Consider the following 24,596-nt stretch of genomic DNA (forward strand, 5'->3'; position numbering starts at 1 on the left):
GTTTTCGCGACCGGACTGCGTCGCGTCTCCGGTGCTTGTTTAATGAGGGCGGCGGGCTATCGTGGGATAGGCCGCCGGGCCTCTATAAAGCAGTAGCCGTGCCAGCGCGCGCCGGCCTCTCGAATAATCCGCAACACCTTGATTTATTTGCCATTTCCCGGAACGTCACGCCTCTCGAAGCCGCCGCCGATCCGAGATTTCAGAATCGGCCCGAGCCGCAGGCTGAAATCTCGGCCTGCTTCGGCCCGACCGTTGAGTGCATGGCAAGAGTGATTTTCAGAATTCGCTCTGGAACGACGCCGATCGTTGGCAGAAGATGGATTACCGCAATGTGAGGAGCGAGCCATGAAGATCGTCTTGCCAGGATGCGCCGTCGTTTGCGCCGCGGCGCTGTGGAGTGCCGGCGCGCTGGCCGCGCCGCCGGGTTCGGCCTACCAGACGCCTGTGCAGTTATCGAGCGGAAGGAATCTGCTTTGCAGCGTGAACGAATCACAGCCTGCCGGCGAAACGGCGGCGCTCACGCGTCGCGAGCAGGTGGAAGCCGATGTCCTCGCCACGCAGCGTCTGAGGCTCGTGAGCGGACCGGAATCGCCTTATCCCTCTGCCTATACGGCGCCGAGCGTAGCCTGCGTGGACGCGGGTTGACGCCGCAGAAAGCACGACGGGGCTCGATTCGCCTGACGAATCGAGCCCCGCGTGCAGTGAGGACGGTTGAAAAGGCCGATCAGAAGCGCGTGCGCACGCCCGTCGTCACTTCAACCTGGTTGGTCGCACCGAAGGTCGTGCCCACCGTATAGCCGCCGTGCAGCTTCATGTAGTCGCCCGCCAGATACACTTCGGTGCGCTTGGACAGGTGATAGAAGATCGAGCCGTAGAGCGTTTCCTTGAAGCCGTTGTGCAGCCCGCTCGTGGGATCGAATGCGCCAAGGTTGGCGTTCGGAATATCGCCATCGACGTTATACGCAGCGTTGTGCGTGCGCATTTGCTGATAGCCGAGTTCGTAGTCGAGCGCGCCCTTCGGCGCGAGCTTGAACGAGACCGTCCACGCATTGTCCTGACGCTGGCCGAGCGCCCCCTGATTGCCCCAGTAGCGGAAATAGCCCGCATTGGCGCGCACGATGCCGATCGTGTAGTTGCCGCCAACCGAGAACGCCTGGTTGGTGTTGCCGTCGCGGTTCACGTGGTTATAGAAGGTCGAGGCCGTCCACGTCGGCGCGTTGTAGCCAAGTGCGAACTGATAGTTCGCGTTATTGCCGAAGCTCGTTGAATTGCCGAACGCGTAGCCCGCCGCGGCGAAGATGCCGTTGTCGAACACCTTCTTCCACGCGACGCCGTTGTCGTAACGGGTGCCCGTTGCGCTCGCCGCGTAGAAAATCATCTGCTTGAAGTTGTTGGCGTTGGTCCAGCCGCCCTCTTCCGTCGTGAGCTTCGCGTTGCCGTACGGGTCGCCGTAAATAGCCGCGGCGTCACGCGCGATGGTGTTCTGGAAGCCCGCCGTGAGCTTGCCGAAGCGCTCGTCCTCCACGCCAACCCAGGCGTCGCGGTCGAAGAGCTGGCCCGGGTCTTCCATCTGGCCGTCGCTCACGCGGTATTCGCTTTCGAGGCGGAAGATCACCTTCGTGCCGCCGCCGATGTCTTCGGCGCCCTTCAAGCCCCAGCGGCTGCCGCTGAACCACGGTTCGCCGGCAATGCCCATGCCGATTACGTGGTTGCCGTTGGCGTCCGCGTGCGATTGATACGTAGGGACGCTCAGGTCGATAAGGCCGTAGAGTTGAACGCTCGATTGTGCGTGTGCGCCGCTCGCTGCAAGTGCGCCGAAGGTCGCGCCAACTGCAGCGACAGCAAGTTGTTTTCTCTTCAAGATCGTCTCCAGGGTTGCTTCGTTGGAAGTTTTCATGGACCCGCTGCCATCACTCACCGGTTGCGGCGAGCCGTGTGAATCAGCGGGTGAGACGAATAGTAGAGAGGTGAATCCTTCGCGATTCTTTCACGAACGATTCGTATGCCTAAGTACATCCACCAATACCGGTAAATAAGCCGGCCTGCTCAGGCCGCCACCGGCTCTTTCACGCGAAGGATGTAGCCGAGGCCGCGCAGCGTGGTGATCTGCACGCTCGACTCCGCCAGATGCTTGCGCAGGCGGTGGATGTAGATATCGATCGCGTCCACACTCGGTTCGTCGCTCAGGCTGCAGATGCGCTCCAGCAACGCCTGCTTCGGCACAGCCTTGCCCTGGCGCAGCATGAGCGCTTCGAGGATGGAATGCTCGCGCCGGCGCAAGCTGAGCGGCGCATCCTTGTGGCGGAACTCGCGCGTGTCGCAAACGTACTGCAGGTCGCCACAGGTCAGCCAGCCCGACTTCTCGCCCGTCTGGCGCCGTATCAGCGCCTTGATGCGCGCAACCAGTTCGCGGCTGTCGAACGGCTTGACCACGTAGTCGTCGGCACCGGCGCCGAAACACGCCACCTTGTCGTCTATCGAGCCATGCGCGGTCAGCATGAGCACGGGCACGTTATTGCGCCTGCGCCGCAAACGGTTGAGCACGTCCTTGCCGCTCAGGCGCGGCAGGCGCATGTCGAGGAGCACGAGATCGTAGCTCTGCGTGAGCAGCACGGAGTCTGCGGCTTCGCCATCGGCGACGCAGTCCACCGTGAAATTCTCGGCGCGCAACAGGTTGACGATCCAGTGCGCGAGTTCGGCGTTGTCTTCTACGAGCAGCAGCTTCATGGTGCCTTCTCACCTCTCCTCATCCGGGCCAGACCGGCAAGCGCACCGTCGCGACCAGACCCACCCGCTCGGCTCCCGCGGCAACGCTCACCGAGCCGCCGTGCGAGCGCGCGACCTGATGCACGATGGCAAGACCGAGGCCCGTGCCCTCGGTATCCGCCGCGACGCGATAGAAGCGCTCGAACACGTGCGCACGCGCCTCGGCTGGAATGCCGGGGCCGTTGTCCACCACCTGCAACATGACCTGCTCCCCTTCGCTGCGGCACACGGCCGTCACGCGGCCGCCCTTGTGCGTGTAGCGAATGGCGTTGTCGATCAGGTTGGACACGAGCGAGGCCAGCAGGCCCGTGTTGCCCGCCACGTGCACGTCGTCGTCGAGTTCCGCGCCGAGATCGATGCCGCGCCGTTCCGCGGCCTGGACCATCTCTTCGAGCACGGAAGAAACGACTTCCGTGAGATCGACGCGCGTCTGACTGCGCGACGACTGTGTCATCGATTCCGCCTGCGCGAGCAAAAGCAGTTGATTCGTCAACTCCGCCATTTTCTGGCTCGTGCGGCGTACGCCTTTGAGTGCGTCGAAAAGCGCGGGATCGCCCGCGTCGCATTGACTCGCGAATTGCGTTTGCGTGGTGAGCAGCGTGAGCGGCGTGCGCAACTGGTGCGCCGCGTCGGCGATGAACTGGCGCTGCATGGCGGCATGCACCTTGAGCCGCGCGATGCACTGGTTGATCGCCTCGACGATCGGCCTCAGCTCGGATGGCAGAGGATCCGGGCGGATCGGCTCCAGTTGCACGGGCTCGCGGTCGGCAACGTCGTCCTTGAGCTTCATGAGCGGCCGCAGTTCGAGCGTGAGCCCGAGCGGCACGAGCAGCGCGACGAGCGCCAGCATGAACCACTGGCGTGCGAGCTGCGGCCTCCACAAGGCGTTGACCATCGCCTCGCGCGACGCGATCGTCTTGCCGACGATCACCATGACGCGTTCGGCGCGGCCCGAGTCGTAGAGCATGCGCTCGTAGGCCACGGCGCGAATCGGCAAGCCCGCATACGTGGTGTCGTAGAACACAGGCGCCTCGGCTGAGTTCGCGCGCGGCAGCGGCAAGTCCGGCGCGCCGCCCAGCAGGCGGCCATTGCCGGCGAGCACCTTGTAGAACACGTGATCCTGCCAGGGCGATTCGAACAGTTCCAGCGCCGCCGGCGGGATCGACGCGCTGAGGGAGCCGTTGTCCCAGTCGACGTCTTCGATGATCGTGCGCGCCGAATCCAGCAACGAGTGGTCCTGCACGAGATCCGCGGTCTGCCGCGCGGCATCGTACGACTCGCAACTCGTCACGACGACAAACGCGGCGAGCGGCACCAGCAGCCACAACAGCAATCGCCCACGCAGGCTATGCACCATGTCGCGCTCTCTCAGGTACCGAACCGCGAGGCTCGCGCAGGACGGCGGCTGCGGGCGTGCTTCATTTCGCGCTGACGAATTCGTTCGTGTACGTGCCGGACAGATCCACGTGCTTGCCCTTGACCGAAGGATTGAAACTCGAGAGCACCTTCAGCACGGTTGCCGGGCCGTCGGCGGGCATCTTGCCGTCTGCGGTGTACATCGGCAACGAAGCCTTGAGTGCGCTCACGTAGAGCGCCTTGTCCTTTTGATAGTCGGCGGGCATTTGCGCGGCGATTTCCTCGGCGCTGTGCGTGTGAATGAACTGCATGGTGCGCACGAACGCGTGCGCGAGCTTCACCGCCTGAGCCTTGTGCGACTCGGCCCATGCGTCCTGCACGTAAAGGCTTGCGGCGGGATAGGTGCCGCCGAGCGCGGCGCGCGTGCCTTCCACCGTGCGCATATCGACGAGCACCCTGGCGTCGCCAGCCTTCTGCAGCGCCGAGACGGTCGGCTCGGTCGTCATGCCCGCGTCGATGCGCCCCTGCTTGATGGCCGCGATGAAGCTCGCGTCCGCGCCCACCGGCAACATGGTGTAGGCGCTGGAGGCGATGCCATGCTGGCTCGCGAGATACTGCGTGAGAAAACTGGTCGAGGATCCAAGGCCCGTCACGCCCAGCGTCTTGCCTTTGACGTCGGCCATTGATTTGATCGTGCCGGCCGCTTTCGACGACACCATTTCCACTTCGCCCGGCACCTGACCGAACACGACGATCGCCTTGACGTCCTTGCCCTTGGTCTGCAAGTCGATGGTGTGATCGTAGAAGCCCACCACGGCCTGCACCGCGCCTGCGAGCAGTTCGTTCTCCGCATCCACGCCCGCGGGTTGCGAGAGCAGTTCGACGTTCAGCCCTTCGTCCCGGAAATAGCCCAATTGCTCGGTGAGGCGTGCGGGCAGGTAAATGAGCTTCGTAATACCGCCGACCATGATGGTGATCTTGTCGCCGGCATCGTCGGCGGCATGGGCGCCTTGAAGCGCCATGGCAAACAGCAGGCCGCCAGCGAGTGCGGCTCGACGCAGCGCGCCAAAACTGGATTGCATTGATTGTCTCCGTCAGGATGGGCCGGCGGCGCGATGCTCGCCACCTCGATCGTTTCGGGGATTCTAGAGATTCAAACCCTTCCCGAAGCTTTCGCGGGTCACGCGGATTTATACGGGATTTCCATGAGCGGCGGCATTATTTATGCTTTTAATCATCTTGAATGAAAATGGCTTTTATTCAGGATGACGGCCGAGGCGCAGTCGATTCCAGCAGGATTCCTGATCGTTTTCGTGCAAAGCAGCGAGACCCGGTTCACGGGTCGCTGCCAGGGGGAGTTGCCAGCCGGGACTCGCGCGGGTCTAGCGCGGCAGCGCGCTTTTCATGACGCGCACCACATCGTTGGGCTCGATGCTCGTTACGTCGGTCGGCCCGATGAGCGCATGGCATTCGTGAATCTTCAACTGGTCGACCAGCGAGTCGAGTTTCAAATTCCTGAATGACATGGCAGTGAGATCGTTGGCTTCCTTGAGTCCATTCACATATTGATAGCGCGACAACTCGGGATCGTCATCGAGCCGGGCTAGAACGTCGGCCCACTTCAGCTAACGTGCCACCCGGCGCGAAGGTCACAGAACGCGCTGGACGGCCCGGGCGGAGTCTGTGATGTCCTGCCCGAAACCGGCGACCGTGTTGCAGCCCGCCAAAGCGGCCAGTGCGCCGATCATCGATACCACCACCAGAATCCGTCCGATCATGTTCAACTTCCCCTAAGCTCGATTTTTTGATTGTTGCGCGGGCGGCCGCTTGTAGCCACGAGCCCGCGGAATCCAGCCCCATTTGAGTCGGCCGGAATTTCGTATTCTGCCTGTGCCGTGTCCGCGCGTGCAACCTGGCGGCGGCTGCGGTTGCGCGCGGGGGCATTGCGCCGCCCGCGCGGGAGAGCTTACATGTGTAAGGCGTGCCGATCCGGCATATCGTGCAAGCCGGTCAGCCGGAACATCGAAACGGAGCCCTTGAGGTCGTTCGCCTGAGCGGCGAGCGCACTTGCCGCCGCCGCGGCCTGTTCCACGAGCGCCGCGTTCTGCTGCGTGACCTCGTCCATCTGCGTGACGGCCTGGCCGACCTGGCCGATGCCCTTGCTTTGCTCCTCCGACGCGGCCGTGATCTCGCTGATGACATCGGTCACGCGCCGGATTTCCAGCGTGATGACGCGCATCTTTTCGCCGGCCTCCTGCACGTGAGACGCGCCCGCATGCGAGCGTTCGACCGATTCGTGAATCAGCTCCTTGATTTCCTTCGACGCCGCCGACGAACGCTGCGCGAGCGAACGCACCTCCGAAGCCACCACGGCGAAACCGCGCCCCTGCTCGCCGGCGCGCGCCGCTTCGACGGCCGCATTGAGCGCGAGAATGTTCGTCTGGAACGCGATGCTCTCGATGATGCCGACGATGCTCGCGATGCGATCCGAACTGGCGTTGATGTCCTCCATGGTCTGCACGACGCGCGAGACCACGGCGCCCCCTTGCTCCGCGGCCTCGGCGGCTTGTGCGGCGAGTTGATTCGCCTCGCGGGCGCTGTCGGCGTTCTGCGAAACCGTGGACGTCAGTTGTTCCATGCTCGCCGCCGTTTGCGCGAGCGATGCGGCCTGCTCTTCCGTGCGCTGCGAGAGGTCCTGATTGCCGGCGGCAATTTCGTTGGTCGCGGTGGCGATGGAGTCAGCGGAATGCTTGATCGTGTCGATGGTCTGCGTAAGCTGCTCCTGCATGCGCTTCATCGAAAACAGCAGGCTCGAACGGTCTTCCGCTGCGATCTCCACTACGGCGGTCAAGTCGTTGTTGGCAATGCGGTTGGCGATTTGCGCCGCGTAGGCGGGCTCGCCGCCCAGCGAGCGCAGGATGCCCCGGTTCACGACCGCCACGACCGCCGAGAGCGCCAGCGCGATCACCGCCAGAATGCCGAGGCTCCAATAGAGCGTCACGCGGAACGCCGCGTCGATATCGTCGACATAAAGACCCGTCGTGAGAATCCAGTCCCACGGCTGATAGTTCACGCTATAGGAGATTTTCGGCGCAACGTCGTCCGAGCCGACGCGCTTGAAGGAATAGGACACGAAGCCCTGGCCTTCCTGCTTGATGACGGAAACAATTTCCTTGAACAGATAAACGCCGTTCGAATCCTGAAAGTCACCCACATTCTTGCCGACCAGGTGCGGGCTCGCGGCATTCATCAGCAGCACGTACTGCGAATTCATAATGCCGAAGTAGCCACCCTCGCCATACTTCATGTTCTTGACGGCTTCCATCGCGCGCTTCTGGGCGTCTTCTTGCGACAACGTGCCAGCATTGGCGCGCTCGCCGTATGACTTCACCACGGCGAGCGCGATCTCCGAGGCGTGCTTCAAATCCGCCTTGCGCTCCTCGAGGCGCGTTGCCCGCATCTGCCACGCGTCATAAATCGATACGCCTGCGAGACACACGAGGCTCAGGATCAGCGGCAACCAAAGCCTTTGCACAAATGAAAGCTTCATCAGTCTGTCGTTTTCTAATATTTTGAGGAGCGTGCCCGAGCAAGCGGCACCCCGCTTTCGCGGGCACGCACTGCGAGAGTTACTGCGTATACGGCGCCGGCTGTGCACGCATTAGAGACAGATCACGCAACAAGCTCTTGCGAAAATCGATGCATGCGCAACGTGTGCCGCTCACTGCGCCCGTGAGCTTCACGACGGGCGTGAGGGTTTCCGCGGCCGACTCGGTCCCTGTTTATTTTTTTAGGCGTGTTCTGCGGCCAATTAGCACAGGGCCGGAATGCGCCAGAGCGTTATGATGATCAAAACATTCATCCAAGATGAATGTTTTACGCCATACGCACATGATTGGTTGTCCTATCGTTTATCACGAGTCTTCCATGAACACGACCCGCCCCAAACTCGACGACACAGACGAAGAACGCGAGGTACGCGACGCGCTGCGCTGCGTGATCGACCCCGAAGTGGGCGTGAACATCGTCGACCTCGGACTCGTTTATGGCGTTGAACTCGGCGACGAAGGTCTGAAGATCGAAATCACCATGACCTCGCCCGCGTGCCCGATGGGGCAACTCATCATGGACGAGGTGCAGGCCGTGGCCGAGGAGTCGGTGCCCGAGGGCGTGCCGATCGAAATCGCGCTCGTGTGGGAACCCGCATGGGAGCCCGCCATGATGAGCGAGGCGGCGCGCGCCGTTCTGGGCTGGGAGCCCGACTGACCGCGCATGCGCTGTAGTCAGGCACGCGGCACGCAGGCACACATCATGAAGATTGCCCCCTCACTGCGCCATCTCGGGAAGCTCGTCGCCGCGCTGACGATCGTCCTCGTACTCGTTTGCGCGGTGATGGCGGGACTGGCGCGGCTCGGCGTTCACGTACCCGATCACGCGATGACGAGTGTCGCGTGGCACGGCGTACTGATGCTGCCGGTCTTTTTCGGCGCGCTCGTCAGCCTCGAACGTGCGGTCGCGTTGCAGCGCGCGGTTTATCTGCTGGCGCCGGCCTGCGCGATCGCTGCGGGCATCGTGCTGATCACAGGCGCACCGCCCGTAGTCGCACAATGGCTGCTCATCGCGGCGGCGAGCGTCTCTCTCGTCGCGAGCCTGCAGGTGTTGCGCAAGCAACCGGCCCTCCACCTGGGCGTGCTCGCGCTCGCGGTGCTTGGCTGGTGGTTCGGCAATCTGGTCTGGGCGATGACGAACGATGTGTCGTCTTCCGTGCCGTGCTGGCTCTCGTTCCTGGTTTTGACGATCGCCGCCGAGCGGCTCGAACTCACCCGCATGCTGCGCCTGCCGCGCGCCGCCAAATATGCGTTTTTCGTGCCGGTCGCCTCGATGATCGCGAGCCTGCCCTGGGCGCTGTGGAAGCCCGAATACGGAACGCGTCTGTTCGCGGCGGGAATCGTCCTGCTCGCCGTGTGGCTGGCCAAATATGACATTGCGCGCCGCACGGTGCGGCAGCGCGCGCTCACGCGCTTTATCGCGCTGTGTCTGCTCGGCGGCTATGGCTGGCTCGCGCTGAGCGGCGTGCTCGGCCTCGCCGGTGCACTGTTGCCGGGGCATCCATGGCATGACGCGGCGCTTCACGCACTCACGCTCGGCTTCGTGTTTTCGATGGTGTTCGGCCACGCGCCGGTCATCGTGCCCGCGCTCACGCGGCTGCCCGTGAAATACCATCCGTTGTTCTACGCGCCGCTCGCCGTGCTCCACGCGGGCCTCGCCATGCGCGTGACGGGCGGGCTCGCTGAACTGTTCTGGCTGCGCAAGGCAGGCGGCATTGCCGGCGCGGTGGCGCTGGCGCTCTTCGCGCTGACGCTCGTGACTGCCGTGCTCGCAGCACGCCGGGACCGCGCCCGGCGCAACAGCGGCAGACGCATTTCGAACCCGACGCATTCGTCGTAATCCACGGCGCCAACGTATTTCGATGGAAACGCGGCGCGCATCGGTCTCCTAACGTTCTTTGCTTTTCGCTCCGAGCGACAACCGGCAAAAGAACGCTCATCGGACGATACGGATAGAATTCACGGCAATCCGGCACTTGCTCCAATGCGGCGAAACCATGTCGAAGCCATCGAGGACAACCCTCTTTTCCGCAGCCCGCCTATGGGACTGGAAGACCGTGGCGGCGCTATGCGCAGCGGCGCCCGAACTCATCGAGGCGAGTGATCCGCAAGGCCGCACCGCGTTGCACCGTGCGTGCGCAGTCAAGCCCGGCAGCAGCGCCGCGCTCCACGAGTCGAACGGCATCGCCACGGTGAAGGTTCTGCTCGAAAGCGGCGCGGATCTCGAACAGGCCGTGCCAATGGACGAAGACGAAGGCGACTTCCGCGCCACGCCGCTCTGGTACGCCGTGGCGCGTGGAGAAAATTTTCCGCTCGTCGAGTTCCTTCTCGAACAGGGCGCCAACGCCAGCTACTCGCTTTGGGCAGCGGTATGGCGCGACGACGAACCAGTCTGCCGCGCGCTGCTGAAGGCGCGGCCCCAGCTGAACCTCAAGGCGCACGGTGAAACGCCGCTTTTCTATGCCGCGCGGCTCAAACGGCTCGCGACCCTCGCACTGCTGATCGACGCGGGAGCCGATCCGTCCATTGCCGACCCGCAGGGCCGCGATAGCATGGCGATTGCGCGCGAACGCAATCTGCCGACGGGTATCATTGAACAGCTGGAGTCGCTGCAGCGCAAACTGCACGGGCGTCGCCATTGATTCGCCAGCTTCCGGTCAATTCGACGACTCACGACGCGTAACACACCACCACGCACCACACCGGGCCCTCTCGTCAATGCGCATTTTCGGAATCAGTCTTTACGTCATCGTCGCGCTGCTCTTTGCAGTGCATGCCATCCGCAACCAGCAGAACATGTACTGGCTGCTGATCCTGTTTCTGTTCCCCGGCCTCGGCAGCCTCGTCTACTTCTTCGTCATTTATCTGCCGAGCCTGCGCCAGTCGCGCGGGGCGAGGGCGACAGGCCGCGCCATCTCGCAACTAGTCGATCCCAACCGTGCGGTGCGCGAAGCGCGCAACGATTTCGACCGCGCGCCGACCGTTGCGCACCGCATGCGCCTGGGCACGGCGCTGCTCGACGCGGGCAACGCCGCCGAAGCGCTGGAACATTACCAGGCGGCGGCCACTGGGCCTTTCGCATCCGATCCCGCCTTGCTCGAGGGCCTCGCGCGCGCGCAGTTTGCCAACGGCAATGCCGCGGCCACGCAGGAGACGCTGGAGAAGCTGTTCGCCGTCCAGCCTGTCGCCCGCCAGCAGCCGGATCCCTCCTTGCTGTACGCCCGGGCGCTCGCTGCGAACGGCGCAGCGGGCACGCGCGCCGCGTTCGAAGCCGCGCTCTCGTGCGCGAGCGACGCGGCACCGCGTTGCCTCTTCGCCGACTGGCTGGCAACGCAGCCCGGCGACGCCGACCGCCAGCGCTCGCGCGAGCTTTACGCCGAGATCGTGCACGACGCGAAGCACTGGCCCCGCCACGCCCGCGAGCACAATAGCGAGTGGCTGCAACGGGCTCAGGCCGCGTTGAGCCGATAGCGCAGACCTTCCTGCGAGGAGCCGCAGTGAGAGAAACCACCGTCAAGTTCAAACGTGGCATGTTCACTGCGCTCTTCAGTTGCGTCGCGCTGATCTGCGTGCACCCGTTCACGGCCCGCTATCCATCGCTGGGCATCGCCGCGTTTGCCGGCGGCGCTTGCGCATTCGTCGGCACGCAACTGGGGAGCTGGTTATACCGGCCGTGACACGCGCGCCGGTGCGCAGCGCAATCACATGCGCGAACGCATGACCGTATGCGCCAAAGAGCGGCGCCGCACGGCCATCAACGTGCAAATCCAGATCGAGGCGGCGAGGTTGACGGCGGGATAAAAGGCGACGGCCACCGTCCATTTTTCCAGCGCCAGCACCGCCAGCAGATACTTGAGAACGCACAGCGCGAAGTAGAGCAGGCTTTCGCTCCAGGGATCGCGGAGCGTCTTGCGCATGGTCGGGCCGAGGCCCGCGAGTTCGATCAACGTCACGATGACGACCGAAAGCGTAGGGTCGGCCGTGAGCAACCAGACGGGAATCGCCGAAAACGCGGCGCCAAGAAAAAACCAGTCGGTTTTCGTCCAGTTTCTATCGCCGCGAAACAGGCTCGCCACGAACGTAAGGAAACACGTGAAGGCGATTGCCGCCGTGCACCAAGCGGAAGGCCCGGCACCGGCCACGAATTGCGCGGCGGCAGCAATAGCCGTGACGACCGACCAGACGAGCCATGTAAAGAGATGCGGACGGATGGTGCGCCGGTAAATCGCGAGTCCGTACGGAATGGCCGCGAGCAGCGAGATGGCCGTGCCCGCCGCGCCGAGCAGCGCCGCGGTGTCATGGTGTGCGCCGGTCATCGAGTCTGGAATCGATATGACATTGCTTGCGGGATGCGTTTAGTCCGGCGTCTCCGTGGCCATGCGCCGGTAGGTGGCCGGCGTCATGCGGTACGCGCGGCGAAACCAGCGGCCGAGATGGCTCTGGTCGGCGAAACCCACTTCCGCGGCGACCCGGGCCGGCGTGTGGCCCGCCGCCAGCAGCCTGCGCGCGGCGCGCAGGCGCAAGCGCACCAGGTACGCATGGGGCGACGTGCCGAACTCGCGCTGGAACAGGCGCGTCAGACGAAACCGGTCGATGCCCGAGCGATCGACGAGTTCGTCGAGCCCGATGTTCGCGCTCATGTGCTCGTGCAGCAGGTCTCGAACGCGGGCCAGCGCGGGCGAAGCGGAGCGCGCCGCCGCGGTCGTATCGAGCAGATGGCCGCCCAGGCGCTCCAGCAAGCGGTCGAGCGCCTCGTCGCGCGCGAGCCGGCCTTCCTCGCCGTATAGCGCAAGAAACGCACGGCGGATCGCCTCGGTCAGGCGCGGGTCGTCGACGAGCGTCTGGCCGAAAGCGGCCGCCACGCCACCCAGTCCCGCGATGTTCAGCCGGCGCGCCGCACGCTCTACCCACGGCTGCGGCAGGTACAACATCGCGTAGGTGAAGCCGCCCGGCTCGGGCGCGTGGCCGTCGTGCAGCGCGCCCGGCTCGATCAGGATCGCCCGGCCAGGCACGCTCGTATGCAGCGACCGGTGACACTGAAAGCGCTGCACCCCCTGCTCCGTATAGCCGATCAACATGTCGTCGTGATCGTGGGGGTCGTAGGCGTGGCCGCTGAAATGCGCCCGCAAACTTTCGATGCCCGTCTGCGCATCGCGCCGCGCGACGAGCCAGTGATCGTTCCGGCCCTCAGACACCGTGGCGTTCGTCATGGCCAGCCTCGCTCCTCGTTCCCGGTTCCTTTCTCAAGGGCACGAGTGTACGCCAGCCATGCGTGGAAGACAGAGCGTGGCCTCGGCGTCGGCAGGGCCCGCTCGACCGGGTTCAGTCGTCGAATTCGCCGGCCTGCAGCGCTTCGTCGAAATCCGTGATCCACGGGGCGAAGTGGTCGGTGTCGTAGGTGGCCGTCTTGCCGTTGGCGATCCGTGTGACGGATACCTGGCGGATCGCTGCGCGCTCGCCGCCGGCGGCCGTTTTCTCGTGGTCCGAGATCCGGAACTCGCGCAGGTCGAGCCCCCGGCTCGCGAGCACAGCCTTGACGTCTTCCTGTTCGTCCCAGGAAAACTCGGCGAAGTCGTGGGCGGTCATGTTCGTCTCCTCCAGGGCGTCATCAGGGACTGAATGGCGCAACGGGCAATCCCTCGGCCTTCCAGCGCAACATGCCGCCAGCGAGATTGGCCACCTTGCCGAAGCCCGCCTTGGTCAGCAATACGCTTGCCTGCGCGGAGCGCACGCCGGAGCGGCACACCGCCACGACCGGCCGGTCGCGATCGAGCTCGTCGATGCGCGCCATCAGTTGCGAGAGCGGCACGAGCTTCGCATCGGGCAGATGGCCAAGATGGTCGATGAACTCTGGCGCCTCGCGCACGTCGACGATCTGCAGCGCCGCCGCATGTTCCAGCAGCGCCATGGGCTCGATTTCCCATACGCCGCTAAAGCGCAGCGTGAGCGGCGCCCAGTCGGGCGATTCCTGGATCGGCGCGTCGCCTTCGGGCTTGCCGCAGCGCAGGTTGGCGGGCACCGCGACGGCCATCTGCTTGGGGTGCGGCAAATTCAGGTTGTGCATGTAGCCCGCGAAGTCGCCGAGATCGACGTCGCCGCCCAGGCGCGGATTGAAGCGCCGCTCCTCGGCCACGCTCGTGACCGTGATGCCGCGATAGTCGTGCGCCGGGTAGAGCAGGCAGTCGTCGGGCAGCGAGAGGATCTGCTCGCGCACGGAAGTGAACAGCTGTTCCGCGCTCCCGCCCTGAAAATCGGTGCGGCCGCAGCCGCGTATCAGCAGGCTGTCGCCGGTGAAGGCCATGCTCGCGTCGTCGAGCACGTACGTCAGGCAGCCGTTGGTGTGGCCGGGCGTGGCGCGCACTTCCAGAAACCGCTTGCCGAAGGCGATGCGGTCGCCGTGCCGCAGCAGACGGTTCACGCCCTCGGCGCCCACCACTTCGGCGAGCGCGATCTGGCTGCCGCTGCGCTCGCGCAAGCGCCACGCGCCCGTGACATGATCGGCGTGCACATGGGTATCGAGCGTCGCCTGCAGGCGCAAGCCCAGTTCCTGCAACAGGGCGAGGTCGCGCGGCACCTGCTCGTAGACAGGGTCGATCAGCAGCGCCTCGCCGCTTTCGGGGTCGCCGAGCAGGTAGGTATAGGTGGACGATACGGGGTCGAAAAGCTGGCGAAAGATCATCGCGGCTCTCTGTTTGGGCAAACGCGTGGTTCGCTTTCCAGTATGCCGCATCCGGTTTCGGCCCGGCTGCTCAACGTGCGCGAAATACCCGCGTTTGTTCGGCAGCGAACGAACGGGCGGCTGGCCGGCGATGCGAACGCCGCGCTAAGTCCGCCCGAGCCTCGCCAGCACCGCCGCGACAATGCGGTCGCAGCATCCGCCGCCGAATTCGAACAGCTCGGGACCCAGCCGGTCGACTTCCTCGGCCAGCGCTTCGCGCAGCAGGTTCCTCGCGCGGAAATGCCGGCTGCGCACCGTGGCCTCGGGAATGTTCAGCACCTGCGCCGTTTCCTCGATGCTCATTTCCTCGACGGTCCTCAGCACGAACACCGTGCGAAAACCCACGGGCAGGGTGTCGAGCTTGCGTTCGAGCAGTGCGCGGATCTCGGCGCGCGAGACTTGCTGTTCGGGGCTGCTGTCGTCGCGGGTGTGCATCGGGTCCATATCGAAAGCCATCTGCTCTTCGTCCAGGCAATCCGGCACGATCGGCATCACGTTGTGGCGGCGGGCTTCGCGGCGCTTCCGGGCGAGGCACTCGTTGAGCACGAGGTGCGAGAGCCATGTCGCGAGCGCGGCATCGCCGCGGAATTGCGCAAGCGCCCGGAAGGCTTTCAGATACGCGTCCTGCAAGGCGTCTTCCGCCTCCGCGTCGTTGCGCAGCGTGGCGCGCGCAAGCCGGTAGAGGCGCCGGTTGTGGCGGCGCATCAAAAGCTCGAAAGCTGCAAGATCGCCCGCCACGATGCGGCGCACAATCCGCGCATCGTCACTCGTCAACGCGCTGGTGTGCGCTTCGGCCAGCGCCGCTTGCTGGTTTGTCATGGTCCCGGCTCCACGATCAGGGTGCCATGCATCACCGGATGAAACTGGCACGTGTAGGCATGGTGTCCGCGTTTGTTCGCGACATATCGCCATGATGCGCCCGGCGCAATGCTGCCGGAGTCGAACGCTTTAGCGTCGGCGGTGACCGTATGCGCCACGAGGTCCTTGTTGACCCACACGACGCTGTCGCCGGCATGCACCGTCACGCTCGGCGGATCGAAGCGCATTTGCTCGATGGCGACGACGTAGCGGGCGGCCGCCACTGGCCCGGCGCCGGCCGCACACACGATTGCGCACACGCCCAGCGCAACACGGCGCCAGCGGCTCATTGCGAATTCGCGAGCGACGCCTGCACGCGCTTCGCGTGCTCCAGATGCGCGACGAACGCCGGCCGCACCTTCACGAGCAAGGCCTTCAGCTCGGCGTTTTGCGCGCTGGGAATGAGCGTCTTGTCGAGCGCGTCGATGACCTGTTCGTGATAGGTCACTTCATGGTCGATATACGCGCGATCGAATGGCGCCCCCTTGAGCGTCTCGAGATTCGCAAGGTTGGCCTCGCCGCCCTGCTTCAGGCTCTCGCTGGTCGGATTGGCTTCGGGCGTGACGCCCAGCTTGTGCACGAGTTTGACGGCCGCCTGATTCACAGCGGTATGGTCGGCCACCATGCGCTGCGCGAAGGCCTTCACGTCTTTCGACTGCGTTTTCGATTCGGCCAGCTTGCCGGCGTCGATATCGGCCTGGTTCGCGGCCACGACGATCGCTGCGATCTGCGGATCGGTCGGGCCGGAGCCCTGGGCGAGCGCCGGGGTGCTCAATAGCGCGCCCGCAAACAGGCTCACCAGCGCGAGCGCCGCGCCTGGCAGCATTCTGATGGGGTTCATACGACTCTCCTCGATGGGCGGCGGGCGTTTCACCTGCCTTCGAGGAAATAGATGTCACGAGTCGCGAGGCTGTTCCCGATGGCGAACCGAAAATGGAAGAAAGGTCGCCGTCAGCCGTTTATCACCTATCCCGGCCGGGTTTTTACAAGGACTGAAATCATGACCAGAATCCTGGTGTGCGCCATGGCTTGCCTTCTGCCCATTGCGGTGTTCGCGGAAGCGCCGAAAGTGGCCAACGGCATGGTCGTCGACGACGACGGCATGACGCTCTATACGTTCGACAAGGATACGGTGCAGGGGAAGAGCGCCTGCGCCGGTGCATGCGCAACCATGTGGCCGGCCGCGCTCGCCGACCCCTACGACAAGGCCAGCGGCGACTGGGGGCTCATCGCTTCCGCAGACGCGAAGCATCAATGGACCTACAAGGGCCACCCCCTCTATCGCTACTCGAAGGACACGCACGCCGGCCAGATGAACGGCGACGGCTTCAAAGGCATGTGGCACACCGTGAAGCCCTGACATTATTTCGGCTAGCCAATCGATTGACATGACCCGGCCCGCCCCGTGCTTCGGGGCGAGCCGTGGGTAGTGACGTTGCGTTGTTGTCGATCAGTCACCCGTGCGCAACGTCCAGACCGTTGCCGCATTGGTGTTGTCGTCTACGGCGGCAAACTGCGAGTGGTGCTGGCTGTCCATGCCAAATGCGAGCCCGAACGCGGAACCCGCCGTGGGATCGACCGACATCTGCGCGACGAACTGGCCTTCCACGGTGAATTCGACGATCTCGCTGGGCTGTTGCGGATCGGCGTTCACGGCGTCGCCGTTGGCCGTGACGAGATGCCCGTTGGGGGCGAGCGCAAGGGCAAGCGGTCCGTGCAGGTGGGTGTTGTCCTGATAGATCAGCCTCCCCACTCCGCCGCTATGATTCGCACCCGCCGCGCCGTAGATGGCGAACACCGCGTTGTCGCCCGTCGAGGCGACGTACAGCACGTCGTGTTGGCCGTCATAGGCGAGCCCCGTCGGGCCGACGACCAGCGCAGCCGGATCGGTGCGATGCAGATAGCCCGAAGCGACGATCGTCGAGGACGGCAACTCGGTCACGCCGTTCTCGCCGATCGCGAGGTCGATCCGGGCGACGGTGCCATTGAGCACGTCCGAGACGAAGACCTTCACGACCTGCCCGCCGTCGATCACGGTGAGGTCCCAGGGGCCGTCGAGCAGCCGCGCATCTTTCAGTTCCTTGACGAGCCGGCCCTGCGGATTGATGACGAGGAGCGAGCCCGGCGCGATGACGTTCTTGCCGTCGGTGGTCGGCACGTTGCCCACGAGCACGAAGCCGCTTCTCAACACGGCAAGCGCCGTCGTGAGACCGAGGTGCGCTCCCTGGAAGAACGTCACCGGCTGGCTATTCGGAACGAGCTTCACGATCGTCGTGCCGGTGCCCTGCAGATTCGATTGCGCATTGAAGTTGGACACCACCACGTCGCCGGGCTTGAGCGTGCTCCATGAGGGCACGCCGAACGGTACGAATGCAATGCCGTACGGATTGACGTCGCCATTGGACGGCACGGTCGACGAAGTCGCGAACGCCGGCGGCAGGATCGCCTGCAGGTCGTCGGCGCGGACCGTTCCCAGCGAAAGGGCGAAGAGCCCGGCGCCCAACGCCACCTGACGCAGGCGCGGCACGAGCGCGGCCCGGTTCCTGCCGAAGTATGAACGACATGCAGACAACGAGCGAGAAGCTTTCATCTGACACCTCCTTCTCGCGGGGACGGTCCGGAACGCCAGGACGACTCGCGCGGCCAGTGAACGCACCATGCTTCGCGCGCCCCGCGTTTTGCGTAAACGATCCAGCGGCGAGGCTATTCCGCGTGGCGCGCTTCAACGTTTCGCCGTTCCGGTTTGCGCTTTCGGCACAACCACAGGCGCCGCCAACTGCTCCACCAGAAAGTCCACGAACGCCCGCACCCGCGACGTCAAATAACGTGCATGCGGATACAGCAGAATGAACGGCCGGGTGCGCCCGCCCTCCTCGCGCAGGACTTCCACGAGCCTGCCCTCGCGCAGGTCGTCCGCCACCACGAAGCGATACGTCTGGAACAGCCCCGCCCCCGCGCGCGCGAGCGTCACGCCGGCGAGCGCGTCGCCCGACGTTCCGTAACTTCCGCTCGTGATCACATCGCCATCTTCATTGGCATTGCCGTCGAACGTCCACGCGAGATGGCGCCCACTACTTGGCAGTTCGAACTGTATGCATTCGTGCGACTGCAAATCCGCCACGGTCTTCGGCACTCCCGCGCGCTTCAAATAAGCGGGCGTCGCCACCACCACCATCTCCGCGTCTTCCAGCTTACGCGCCACGAGGTTGGAATCGGCCGGCGCGCGCCCGCGAATCGCCAGGTCGAAGCCTTCGTCCGCGAAGTCGATGTTGCGGTTGCTCAGATGCGTGTCGACCTGCACCTCCGGATAGCGCTCGCGAAACGCCGGCAAGAGCGGCAGCACGCGATAGTGCCCGTAGGGCGTGGGCATGCTGATGCGCAGCACGCCAGCCGGCGTGGTCTGCTCGCCCGTGACTTCGCGCTCGGCGTCCACGAGTTGCGAGAGCGCCTGGCGGCACTGTTCGAAGTAGCGCCGCCCCGCATCGGTCAGGCGGATCTGGCGCGTCGTGCGCACGAACAGGCGCACGCCGAGCCGCTCTTCGAGCCGCGCCACGGATCGGCTCACCGCGGCGGGCGTGACGCTCGCCGCATTGGCCGCCAGCGTGAAGCTGCCCAGCTCCGCCGCCTGGCAAAACAGTTCAATGCTGCCCAGCAGCAGATCGTCGAATTTGCGTTGCATGCCCGTTTTCTCCTGATTGCTCCTGTTCGCGCCCGATGCTTTAGTTCTATCCTGAAGCGTCCCACATGAGGCGAATGCTCATCACCACTGGAGGAGAACATTGTGTCCGTCGAACAAAAACTTGCCGATCTCGGTCTCGCCCTGCCCGACTCGCCGCAACCGCTCGGCAACTACAAGGCCGTTTCCGAGGCGGGCCATTTGCTCTTCATCTCCGGCCAGGGGCCGCTCGTCGACGGCAGGCTGCGCTGGAGCGGACGCGTGGGCGCGGAACTGACGCTCGGACAAGGCCGCGAGGCCGCGCAGCTCACCGCCTTGAACGTGCTCGCGCAAATCAAGCGGCACCTGGGCAGCTTCGAGCGCCTGCATCACATCGTGCGCATGGAAGGCCACGTGAGCAGCGCCGAAGGCTTTCTCGACCAGCCCACCGTGCTCGACGCCGCGTCGGACCTCTTCACCGGCGTGCTCGGCGAGAAGGCCGGGCACGCGCGCTCCGCGTTCTCGCCTCCCCGACTGCCCCTCGATTTGCCCGTCGAACTCGTGGTGATCGCGCAGATTCTGCCTGCCTGAAGCCGTCTTTCCCGCCACGTAAAGGCACATCGGCACGCGCAGCCATCGCGCGTGCCGATGTTCCCGTTTGCGTCGATCAAATGCCGCTCAAGCCCACACCGACTGCAACCGTGCGATGCTCTCGCGCGTCTCGCGCTCCAGTTGCGCCACCAGTTCCGCCGCCGGCAATGCGCGCGCGAGCGGCGCGGCCTGGCCCGCCCACTGCGCGCCGTAGCCGGATTCGCCCTTGGCCTTCGCAGCCGCGATCAGCGCCTTGCCCGCGTCGTACGTGATCGGATATGACGGAACGCGCGGCGCCTTGGGGTCCTCGCCAAGCGCGGTAAAGCGGTTGACGATGCTGCGCGCAAGGCGCCCCGAGATCGCCGAAGTGAACGTGGTATGGCGCGCGGCGTCGCCGAGCAAGGCGGCGCGATAGCCTTCGTCCGCTGCGCTCTCCGGGCAGGCCACGAACGCCGTGCCCAGTTGCGCCGCCTGCGCGCCCAGCGCGAGCGCGGCCGCAATGCCCGCGCCGTCCATGATGCCGCCCGCCGCGATCACGGGCACGTCGAATTCGCTGGCCAGCAGGCGCGTGAGCGCAAACGTGCCGAGGCCGTCGTCGCGGGCATTCTGATCGAACACGCCGCGATGGCCGCCCGCCTCCACGCCCTGCGCGACGATCGCATCGACGCCTGCTTGCACCGCTGCGGCCGCTTCGTCGAGATTCGTTGCGCTCGCAAACAAACGGACGCCCGCGTGCTTGAGTTCGGCGATCACCGCATCGGCCGGCAGCCCGAAATGGAAGCTCACCACCGCCGGCTTCTCTTCCAGCAGCATGGTCTGCATAGCCTTGTCCACGACAAAGCTCGTGTAGATCTCCGAGAGCGACGCAGGCGGCTTCGCGCCGTATTGCTCGAACACCGGCGCGAGCCAGTCGAGCCACGCGCGCTCCACGGCCGCGTCGGGCGTGGCCGGGCGATGGCAGAACACGTTGATGTTGAACGGCCTGGCCGTCAGCTCGCGCGTCTGATGGATCGCGCGGCGCGCGTTCTCCGCGTTCATCGCGGCCACGCCCAGCGAGCCCAGCGCGCCCGCATTCGACACGGCGGCGGCCAGCGCCGGCGTGGTGGTGCCCGCCATGGGCGCCTGAATGATCGGCTTCTGAATGCCAAGCGAGCGCAGCAACGCCCGTTGGTCCACTTGAGTGCTCATGTTGCGTTCCCTCCGGATGCGTTCCAGTTTCAAGCGTGAGCGCGGCGCTGCGCCCAGTGCGCGAGTCCACCGCATGCGACCAGCAGCGCGCCGGTCACGAAGAACACGGCGTGCAGGCCAAAGTGAACGCCGATCACGCCGCCGATCACCGGGCCCACCACCTGGCCGCTGAATTGCGCCGACTGCAGATAGCCGAGCATGCGACCCGTTTTGCTTTCGTCTACCGATTGCCGCGCGAGCTTGCCGATGGAAGGCAGGAGTCCCGCGAGCGTCATGCCCATCACCACGCGCAGGCCCGCGAGCTGCCACCAGTGTGTGACGAACGCTTGCGGCACCATCGCGAGCCCCGTGAGCACGAGGCAAACGACGATCACGCGCCAGCTCCCGAAGCGGTCGGCCAGTGCGCCCAGGCGCGCCGCCGTGAGCATGCTGCCAAGCGCCGAGCATGCCATGACCACGCCCGCCACGCGCGCGAGATGCGCCGCGCCCACGCCCAGACTGCCGATATACACGGTGATGACGGGTTCGATCGACATGTTGGCGAGCAGCACCATCATCGCGGTCACGAGCAGCGCGGCCACGACCGCATAGTCGGGGCGGCGCGCGGCGCTGCCCGAACCCGCCGCCGCGTGGCTTGCGTGGGATTTCGCGTCGCTTTCTGGATGAAACTCTTCCTTCACCACGAAGATCGTCAAGAGCGCCGCCACGGCGATCATCGCGCCGCCGGCGAAAAAGGTGCCGCGAATGCCGATCCAGCCAGGCAGCACGCCGCCCACCAGCGGCCCGATGAGATTGCCCGCGAGCGCGCCCGTGGAAAGAATGCCGAGCGCCCAGCCCGCCCGCTCGCGCGGCGCCTGGGTGCCGACCATCACCGTGGAAGCCGACGCATAGCCACCTACGAGGCCGGCGATCAGACGCAGCGCGACGAGCTCGTACACATTGTGCGCCACGCCGATCAACGACATCACCACGGCCATGCCGATGGCCGCGCGCACCAGCATGGGCTTGCGGCCATAGCGGTCGGCGAGACGCCCCCAGATCGGCGCGGTGAGCGCCGTGCCGAGGAAGGTCGCGCCGAACGCCACGCCCGACCACTGGATCACGGCGGACTGCGAGGTCACGCCGAGCTGCCGCACGTAGAGCGGCAGAAACGGCAGCAGCATGCTGAGGCTCACGAGCGTGGTGAACGAGCCGATCACGCACACGACCAGATTGCGCTGCCAGTACTGCGCGTTGCGCTCCGAATAGCCGCGCGGCTGCGGCTTTGTCTGTCGCAGCGCTGCCGCCGGAGAAGAAACGGTGGTATTCACTTGGCCCCCAACGCGGAGAAGAGATCGACGAAGAGCGCGAGCACAAGCGCCGCGGCGCCGATCGCGAACAGCACGAGGTAATTGCCGCCGCTCGACGAGAACACGAACGACAGGCCGTAGGCGGCAACCGCCTGCATCACGGCGAAACTCGTCGTGGCGCGGCTCCACGCGCCCTTCACGGCGGACGGATGATGCGCGAGCAGCTCGTTCACGCGGCCGAGCACCAGCGGCACGATGCCAGGGGTGAAGGCGCCCACCAGCACGGCGGAGACCATGAGCCCCGCCGGGCCGAAGAGGCCGAGCGCCGGAATCGCGACCGCCACGGCCTGCACCAGATACGCGGCGCGCAGCGCCGGACCGAAGCCCGCGCGGTCGGCGAGGTGCCCCGCCGCGAGCGGTCCGACGATCGCGCCGATGCCGTACAGCACCCAGAATTCGGCGCCCGCATCCACGCCACGGCCCAGCCCGCGCGCCACATAGTCGACGAGGAAGATCATGTGCGGCACGAGCCCCACGGCATTCAACCCATATTCGGCGTAGAGCGCGCGCAGCTTCGCGCGGGGGTAAGCCTTGGCATGTTCGAAGCGCGAGGGCGCGTGGGCGTGCGCCGGCGCGCCGTGCTCGGGCCAGCCGTTCCACGCGACGGCCGTGAGCAGCAGCGAGACGACGGCAAGCCCGAGCCACGTGGCCATCAGCCCCTGGCGCAGCAGAATCGGCACGATCGTGCCCGAGGCGGCAATGCCGAGCCCGATGCCCGTGAAGATGCCGCCGCTCGCAAAGCCGCGGCGCGCCGCCGGCACGTGCGCGAGGATCGTGGGGGCGGCGAGCACCATCAGCGCGCCGCCCGAGAGGCCCGAGGCGAAGCGCCAGACGAAGAACCAGAGGAACGAAACGGGCACCGCGCAGGCGACGAAGGCGAGGGTGGCGAGCAGCATCATCGCGCGCAGCACGGTGGCGGGCCTGGCGGCGCGAACCATCGTGCTCGCGAGCAGCGCACCGGCCAGATAGCCGCCCAGATTGGCGGCGCCGAGGTAAGCGGCCGTCGAGGCGGGGAACCAGTGTGCGCCGATGATGGCGGGCAACAACGGCGTATAGGCGAAACGCGCGAGGCCAATACCGATGAGGCTCGCGCTGGCCCCGGCGAGCGTGCCCCGCCAGACGTTGTAGGTCGCAGGCGCGGACGGATTCGAGACGGCTTGATGCATGGCGACTCCCGGGAGCGGATGCTATGAAGCACCCGCTGAACATGGGAGCCAGTCTAGGTTAGATCGCGCGGCGAGAGAATCGTCGCGACATGGAAGTCATTCTTCCGCGCCGCGAACGGATGGCGAATGTCGCTCAGGCGAATGTCGCTCAATCGGCGTCGGTAATGCGCCGAGCCTGCTCGAAGTACGCGCGCAGCCGGGGCGCGGCGAAATCGACGAAACTGCGCACCTTGGGCACCGAAAGGCGCCCGTGCGGCGTGACCAGATTGGCGGGCAGCGGCCCATGCTCGCTGTCGCGCAGCACGATCCTGAGCCGGCCCGCCTCGACCTCTTCGGCCACGTGATAGGAAAAGAGCCGCGTGACGCCGTGCCCCGCCACGGCCGAAGCCCGCGCCGCGCGTATCGTATTCACGATGAAGCGCGGCGAGAACTGCACGACCTGGGGCAGCGCGGTCTGGCGCGCCGCCGGAAAGCTCCACGAGTCGAGCCCGAAATGCGTCATCGAAATGATCGGGTGGCTCGCGAGATCGGCGGGCGTCTCGATGGCCGGATGCGTGGCGAGATAGTCGGGCGACGCCACCACCACGCGCCGCACCTCGCCCACCGGAATGGCGACGAGCGTCGAATCCTGCAGATGCGCAATGCGCAGCGCCACGTCGATGCCTTCGTCGATGAGGCTCGCGGGCCGGTCGAGCAGGTGCAGGCGGATCGACACCTCGGGATTGCGCTCGATGAACTCCTCGATCATCGGGCGCAGCACCTCTTCGCCCACGGCCACCGCTGCCGTTACGCCCAGCAGCCCGCGCGGCGCGGAACGCTCGTCGGCGGCGAGCAGGTCGGCTTCTTCGAGGTCGGCGAGAATGCGCCGGCACGCCAGCGCATAGCGCTCGCCCGCCTCGCTCAGGCGGATCGTGCGTGTCGTGCGGTACAGGAGCGGCGTGCCGGTGTGCTCCTCGAGGAACGCAATGGCCCGGCTCACCGCCGCGGGCGAGCGGCCCAGCCGGCGGCCCGCGCCCGCGAGACTTCCTTCGTCGAGCGTGGCGACGAAAACCTTCATGGCGTCGATTCGGTCCATTGGGCGTTTTTGGCTGGTGGTCGCTTCGCTTTGTGAATTCCGCGTCGCTCTTCGGAGTGAAAGCCGGCACTTTCGCGTCTGCCAGACTTTGTATCACGAACCCGCAGGCGCGGGTTCACGCGTTCAAGCAGGCCGCGACTCGCCACAATTCTCGTGATAAGACGCGGGAGACCGCTCAGGACCGACCGCACACGAGCCATGATTGAACTCCGCGATCGAAGCCGTGCTGACCATCGCGCACGCTACTGCTGCGTTCATTTCTGCGG

The 24,596-nt window shown here is 65.5% G+C and carries 29 protein-coding genes; 9 read left to right on the forward strand and 20 right to left on the reverse strand.

The window, feature by feature from the left end:
- The first annotated feature begins 345 nt into the window (after positions 1-345).
- Entirely contained in the window at positions 346-645 is a 300-nt protein-coding gene (locus A3CW_RS53310) for a hypothetical protein (protein ID WP_051481482.1), read from the forward strand.
- Between the two features lie 79 nt (positions 646-724).
- On the opposite strand, the gene A3CW_RS0115515 is transcribed toward A3CW_RS53310, so the two are convergent.
- The 4 genes from A3CW_RS0115515 to A3CW_RS0115530 form a co-directional block, all read right to left on the reverse strand.
- The gene (locus tag A3CW_RS0115515) at positions 725-1,897 is read right to left on the reverse strand and encodes a porin (RefSeq protein ID WP_161782936.1); all 1,173 of its coding nucleotides are present in this window, start codon (positions 1,895-1,897) and stop codon (positions 725-727) included.
- Between the two features lie 149 nt (positions 1,898-2,046).
- Positions 2,047-2,727 (reverse strand): response regulator, encoded by a 681-nt coding sequence (locus A3CW_RS0115520; RefSeq protein ID WP_028204395.1) that lies wholly within the window; start codon positions 2,725-2,727, stop codon positions 2,047-2,049.
- A 19-nt stretch (positions 2,728-2,746) separates the two neighbouring features.
- Positions 2,747-4,123, reverse strand: a complete 1,377-nt coding sequence (locus A3CW_RS0115525) for a sensor histidine kinase (RefSeq protein WP_028204396.1) — start codon at positions 4,121-4,123, stop codon at positions 2,747-2,749.
- A gap of 61 nt (positions 4,124-4,184) precedes the next feature.
- Positions 4,185-5,144 (reverse strand): ABC transporter substrate-binding protein, encoded by a 960-nt coding sequence (locus A3CW_RS0115530; protein WP_407669744.1) that lies wholly within the window; start codon positions 5,142-5,144, stop codon positions 4,185-4,187.
- 93 nt (positions 5,145-5,237) lie between these two features.
- Between A3CW_RS0115530 and A3CW_RS54300 the strand changes: the two genes are divergently transcribed.
- Entirely contained in the window at positions 5,238-5,369 is a 132-nt protein-coding gene (locus A3CW_RS54300) for a hypothetical protein (RefSeq protein ID WP_281175112.1), read from the forward strand.
- 135 nt (positions 5,370-5,504) lie between these two features.
- Here A3CW_RS54300 and A3CW_RS0115540 read toward each other — a convergent pair whose 3' ends face one another.
- The 3 genes from A3CW_RS0115540 to A3CW_RS46410 all read right to left on the reverse strand — a co-directional run bounded on the left by A3CW_RS0115540 (position 5,505) and on the right by A3CW_RS46410 (position 7,672).
- Entirely contained in the window at positions 5,505-5,702 is a 198-nt protein-coding gene (locus A3CW_RS0115540; RefSeq protein WP_028204398.1) for a hypothetical protein, read from the reverse strand.
- Positions 5,703-5,771: 69 nt separating this feature from the next.
- Positions 5,772-5,900, reverse strand: coding sequence for a hypothetical protein (locus A3CW_RS54305; RefSeq protein ID WP_266232436.1), 129 nt, complete (start codon positions 5,898-5,900; stop codon positions 5,772-5,774).
- A gap of 188 nt (positions 5,901-6,088) precedes the next feature.
- On the reverse strand, positions 6,089-7,672 hold the full coding sequence (locus A3CW_RS46410; RefSeq protein WP_051481483.1) for a methyl-accepting chemotaxis protein: 1,584 nt from the start codon (positions 7,670-7,672) through the stop codon (positions 6,089-6,091).
- A 377-nt stretch (positions 7,673-8,049) separates the two neighbouring features.
- Between A3CW_RS46410 and A3CW_RS0115555 the strand changes: the two genes are divergently transcribed.
- The 5 genes from A3CW_RS0115555 (at position 8,050) to A3CW_RS0115575 (ending at position 11,407) form a co-directional block, all read left to right on the forward strand.
- Complete coding sequence (locus A3CW_RS0115555) at positions 8,050-8,388, forward strand: metal-sulfur cluster assembly factor (protein WP_028204399.1); 339 nt, start codon at positions 8,050-8,052, stop codon at positions 8,386-8,388.
- A gap of 45 nt (positions 8,389-8,433) precedes the next feature.
- Entirely contained in the window at positions 8,434-9,570 is a 1,137-nt protein-coding gene (locus A3CW_RS0115560; protein ID WP_028204400.1) for a hypothetical protein, read from the forward strand.
- Positions 9,571-9,727: 157 nt separating this feature from the next.
- Entirely contained in the window at positions 9,728-10,372 is a 645-nt protein-coding gene (locus tag A3CW_RS0115565; RefSeq protein WP_081771681.1) for an ankyrin repeat domain-containing protein, read from the forward strand.
- A gap of 76 nt (positions 10,373-10,448) precedes the next feature.
- A complete protein-coding gene (locus A3CW_RS0115570; protein ID WP_028204402.1) occupies positions 10,449-11,201 on the forward strand; it encodes a membrane protein in 753 nt (250 codons plus the stop codon).
- Between the two features lie 26 nt (positions 11,202-11,227).
- A complete protein-coding gene (locus tag A3CW_RS0115575; protein WP_028204403.1) occupies positions 11,228-11,407 on the forward strand; it encodes a hypothetical protein in 180 nt (59 codons plus the stop codon).
- A 24-nt stretch (positions 11,408-11,431) separates the two neighbouring features.
- Here the strand turns inward: A3CW_RS0115575 and A3CW_RS0115580 are convergent, their stop codons facing one another.
- The 7 genes from A3CW_RS0115580 to A3CW_RS0115610 form a co-directional block, all read right to left on the reverse strand.
- Positions 11,432-12,046 (reverse strand): hypothetical protein, encoded by a 615-nt coding sequence (locus A3CW_RS0115580; RefSeq protein ID WP_028204404.1) that lies wholly within the window; start codon positions 12,044-12,046, stop codon positions 11,432-11,434.
- A gap of 39 nt (positions 12,047-12,085) precedes the next feature.
- Positions 12,086-12,940 carry an AraC family transcriptional regulator gene (locus A3CW_RS0115585; protein WP_028204405.1) on the reverse strand — a complete coding sequence of 285 codons (855 nt, stop codon included), beginning with the start codon at positions 12,938-12,940 and terminating at the stop codon, positions 12,086-12,088.
- 112 nt (positions 12,941-13,052) lie between these two features.
- Positions 13,053-13,316 (reverse strand): hypothetical protein, encoded by a 264-nt coding sequence (locus tag A3CW_RS0115590; RefSeq protein ID WP_028204406.1) that lies wholly within the window; start codon positions 13,314-13,316, stop codon positions 13,053-13,055.
- A 22-nt stretch (positions 13,317-13,338) separates the two neighbouring features.
- A complete protein-coding gene (locus A3CW_RS0115595; protein WP_028204407.1) occupies positions 13,339-14,409 on the reverse strand; it encodes an MBL fold metallo-hydrolase in 1,071 nt (356 codons plus the stop codon).
- Positions 14,410-14,553: 144 nt separating this feature from the next.
- A complete protein-coding gene (locus A3CW_RS0115600; protein WP_051481484.1) occupies positions 14,554-15,267 on the reverse strand; it encodes an RNA polymerase sigma factor in 714 nt (237 codons plus the stop codon).
- Complete coding sequence (locus tag A3CW_RS0115605) at positions 15,264-15,596, reverse strand: cupredoxin domain-containing protein (RefSeq protein ID WP_028204409.1); 333 nt, start codon at positions 15,594-15,596, stop codon at positions 15,264-15,266. Before A3CW_RS0115605 ends, A3CW_RS0115600 begins: the two co-directional genes overlap by 4 nt.
- The gene (locus tag A3CW_RS0115610) at positions 15,593-16,147 is read right to left on the reverse strand and encodes a DUF4142 domain-containing protein (RefSeq protein ID WP_028204410.1); all 555 of its coding nucleotides are present in this window, start codon (positions 16,145-16,147) and stop codon (positions 15,593-15,595) included. Before A3CW_RS0115610 ends, A3CW_RS0115605 begins: the two co-directional genes overlap by 4 nt.
- 159 nt (positions 16,148-16,306) lie before the next feature.
- On the opposite strand from A3CW_RS0115610, the gene A3CW_RS0115615 reads away from it, so the two are divergent.
- Positions 16,307-16,666: a COG4315 family predicted lipoprotein gene (locus A3CW_RS0115615; RefSeq protein ID WP_028204411.1), complete on the forward strand. Its 360-nt coding sequence runs from the start codon at positions 16,307-16,309 to the stop codon at positions 16,664-16,666.
- 90 nt (positions 16,667-16,756) lie between these two features.
- Here the strand turns inward: A3CW_RS0115615 and A3CW_RS0115620 are convergent, their stop codons facing one another.
- Complete coding sequence (locus A3CW_RS0115620) at positions 16,757-17,896, reverse strand: NHL repeat-containing protein (RefSeq protein WP_245623656.1); 1,140 nt, start codon at positions 17,894-17,896, stop codon at positions 16,757-16,759.
- A gap of 132 nt (positions 17,897-18,028) precedes the next feature.
- Positions 18,029-18,985, reverse strand: coding sequence for a LysR family transcriptional regulator (locus A3CW_RS0115625; RefSeq protein WP_028204413.1), 957 nt, complete (start codon positions 18,983-18,985; stop codon positions 18,029-18,031).
- A 102-nt stretch (positions 18,986-19,087) separates the two neighbouring features.
- On the opposite strand from A3CW_RS0115625, the gene A3CW_RS0115630 reads away from it, so the two are divergent.
- Positions 19,088-19,552: a RidA family protein gene (locus A3CW_RS0115630; protein ID WP_028204414.1), complete on the forward strand. Its 465-nt coding sequence runs from the start codon at positions 19,088-19,090 to the stop codon at positions 19,550-19,552.
- Positions 19,553-19,639: 87 nt separating this feature from the next.
- Here A3CW_RS0115630 and A3CW_RS0115635 read toward each other — a convergent pair whose 3' ends face one another.
- The 4 genes from A3CW_RS0115635 to A3CW_RS0115655 all read right to left on the reverse strand — a co-directional run bounded on the left by A3CW_RS0115635 (position 19,640) and on the right by A3CW_RS0115655 (position 24,330).
- Entirely contained in the window at positions 19,640-20,740 is a 1,101-nt protein-coding gene (locus A3CW_RS0115635; protein ID WP_028204415.1) for an NAD(P)H-dependent flavin oxidoreductase, read from the reverse strand.
- 29 nt (positions 20,741-20,769) lie between these two features.
- Positions 20,770-22,050 (reverse strand): MFS transporter, encoded by a 1,281-nt coding sequence (locus tag A3CW_RS0115640; RefSeq protein ID WP_028204416.1) that lies wholly within the window; start codon positions 22,048-22,050, stop codon positions 20,770-20,772.
- Positions 22,047-23,255 carry a YbfB/YjiJ family MFS transporter gene (locus A3CW_RS0115645; RefSeq protein WP_028204417.1) on the reverse strand — a complete coding sequence of 403 codons (1,209 nt, stop codon included), beginning with the start codon at positions 23,253-23,255 and terminating at the stop codon, positions 22,047-22,049. Before A3CW_RS0115645 ends, A3CW_RS0115640 begins: the two co-directional genes overlap by 4 nt.
- Positions 23,256-23,403: 148 nt before the next feature.
- The gene (locus tag A3CW_RS0115655) at positions 23,404-24,330 is read right to left on the reverse strand and encodes a LysR family transcriptional regulator (protein WP_028204418.1); all 927 of its coding nucleotides are present in this window, start codon (positions 24,328-24,330) and stop codon (positions 23,404-23,406) included.
- Positions 24,331-24,596: the final 266 nt, after the last annotated feature.

This window comes from Paraburkholderia nodosa DSM 21604 (assembly GCF_000519185.1).
Lineage (GTDB): Bacteria > Pseudomonadota > Gammaproteobacteria > Burkholderiales > Burkholderiaceae > Paraburkholderia > Paraburkholderia nodosa.

Bases quoted from the DNA above. Each gene is read 5' to 3' on its own strand.
- A3CW_RS53310 (WP_051481482.1), top strand. From the start codon at position 346: ATGAAGATCGTCTTGCCAGGATGCGCCGTCGTTTGCGCCGCGGCGCTG.
- A3CW_RS0115515 (WP_161782936.1), bottom strand. From the start codon at position 1,897: ATGAAAACTTCCAACGAAGCAACCCTGGAGACGATCTTGAAGAGAAAA.
- A3CW_RS0115520 (WP_028204395.1), bottom strand. From the start codon at position 2,727: ATGAAGCTGCTGCTCGTAGAAGACAACGCCGAACTCGCGCACTGGATC.
- A3CW_RS0115525 (WP_028204396.1), bottom strand. From the start codon at position 4,123: ATGGTGCATAGCCTGCGTGGGCGATTGCTGTTGTGGCTGCTGGTGCCG.
- A3CW_RS0115530 (WP_407669744.1), bottom strand. From the start codon at position 5,144: ATGGCGCTTCAAGGCGCCCATGCCGCCGACGATGCCGGCGACAAGATC.
- A3CW_RS54300 (WP_281175112.1), top strand. From the start codon at position 5,238: ATGCTCGCCACCTCGATCGTTTCGGGGATTCTAGAGATTCAAACCCTT.
- A3CW_RS54305 (WP_266232436.1), bottom strand. From the start codon at position 5,900: ATGATCGGACGGATTCTGGTGGTGGTATCGATGATCGGCGCACTGGCC.
- A3CW_RS46410 (WP_051481483.1), bottom strand. From the start codon at position 7,672: ATGAAGCTTTCATTTGTGCAAAGGCTTTGGTTGCCGCTGATCCTGAGC.
- A3CW_RS0115555 (WP_028204399.1), top strand. From the start codon at position 8,050: ATGAACACGACCCGCCCCAAACTCGACGACACAGACGAAGAACGCGAG.
- A3CW_RS0115560 (WP_028204400.1), top strand. From the start codon at position 8,434: ATGAAGATTGCCCCCTCACTGCGCCATCTCGGGAAGCTCGTCGCCGCG.
- A3CW_RS0115565 (WP_081771681.1), top strand. From the start codon at position 9,728: ATGTCGAAGCCATCGAGGACAACCCTCTTTTCCGCAGCCCGCCTATGG.
- A3CW_RS0115570 (WP_028204402.1), top strand. From the start codon at position 10,449: ATGCGCATTTTCGGAATCAGTCTTTACGTCATCGTCGCGCTGCTCTTT.
- A3CW_RS0115580 (WP_028204404.1), bottom strand. From the start codon at position 12,046: ATGACCGGCGCACACCATGACACCGCGGCGCTGCTCGGCGCGGCGGGC.
- A3CW_RS0115585 (WP_028204405.1), bottom strand. From the start codon at position 12,940: ATGACGAACGCCACGGTGTCTGAGGGCCGGAACGATCACTGGCTCGTC.
- A3CW_RS0115590 (WP_028204406.1), bottom strand. From the start codon at position 13,316: ATGACCGCCCACGACTTCGCCGAGTTTTCCTGGGACGAACAGGAAGAC.
- A3CW_RS0115595 (WP_028204407.1), bottom strand. From the start codon at position 14,409: ATGATCTTTCGCCAGCTTTTCGACCCCGTATCGTCCACCTATACCTAC.
- A3CW_RS0115600 (WP_051481484.1), bottom strand. From the start codon at position 15,267: ATGACAAACCAGCAAGCGGCGCTGGCCGAAGCGCACACCAGCGCGTTG.
- A3CW_RS0115605 (WP_028204409.1), bottom strand. From the start codon at position 15,596: ATGAGCCGCTGGCGCCGTGTTGCGCTGGGCGTGTGCGCAATCGTGTGT.
- A3CW_RS0115610 (WP_028204410.1), bottom strand. From the start codon at position 16,147: ATGAACCCCATCAGAATGCTGCCAGGCGCGGCGCTCGCGCTGGTGAGC.
- A3CW_RS0115615 (WP_028204411.1), top strand. From the start codon at position 16,307: ATGACCAGAATCCTGGTGTGCGCCATGGCTTGCCTTCTGCCCATTGCG.
- A3CW_RS0115620 (WP_245623656.1), bottom strand. From the start codon at position 17,896: ATGAAAGCTTCTCGCTCGTTGTCTGCATGTCGTTCATACTTCGGCAGG.
- A3CW_RS0115625 (WP_028204413.1), bottom strand. From the start codon at position 18,985: ATGCAACGCAAATTCGACGATCTGCTGCTGGGCAGCATTGAACTGTTT.
- A3CW_RS0115635 (WP_028204415.1), bottom strand. From the start codon at position 20,740: ATGAGCACTCAAGTGGACCAACGGGCGTTGCTGCGCTCGCTTGGCATT.
- A3CW_RS0115645 (WP_028204417.1), bottom strand. From the start codon at position 23,255: ATGCATCAAGCCGTCTCGAATCCGTCCGCGCCTGCGACCTACAACGTC.
- A3CW_RS0115655 (WP_028204418.1), bottom strand. From the start codon at position 24,330: ATGGACCGAATCGACGCCATGAAGGTTTTCGTCGCCACGCTCGACGAA.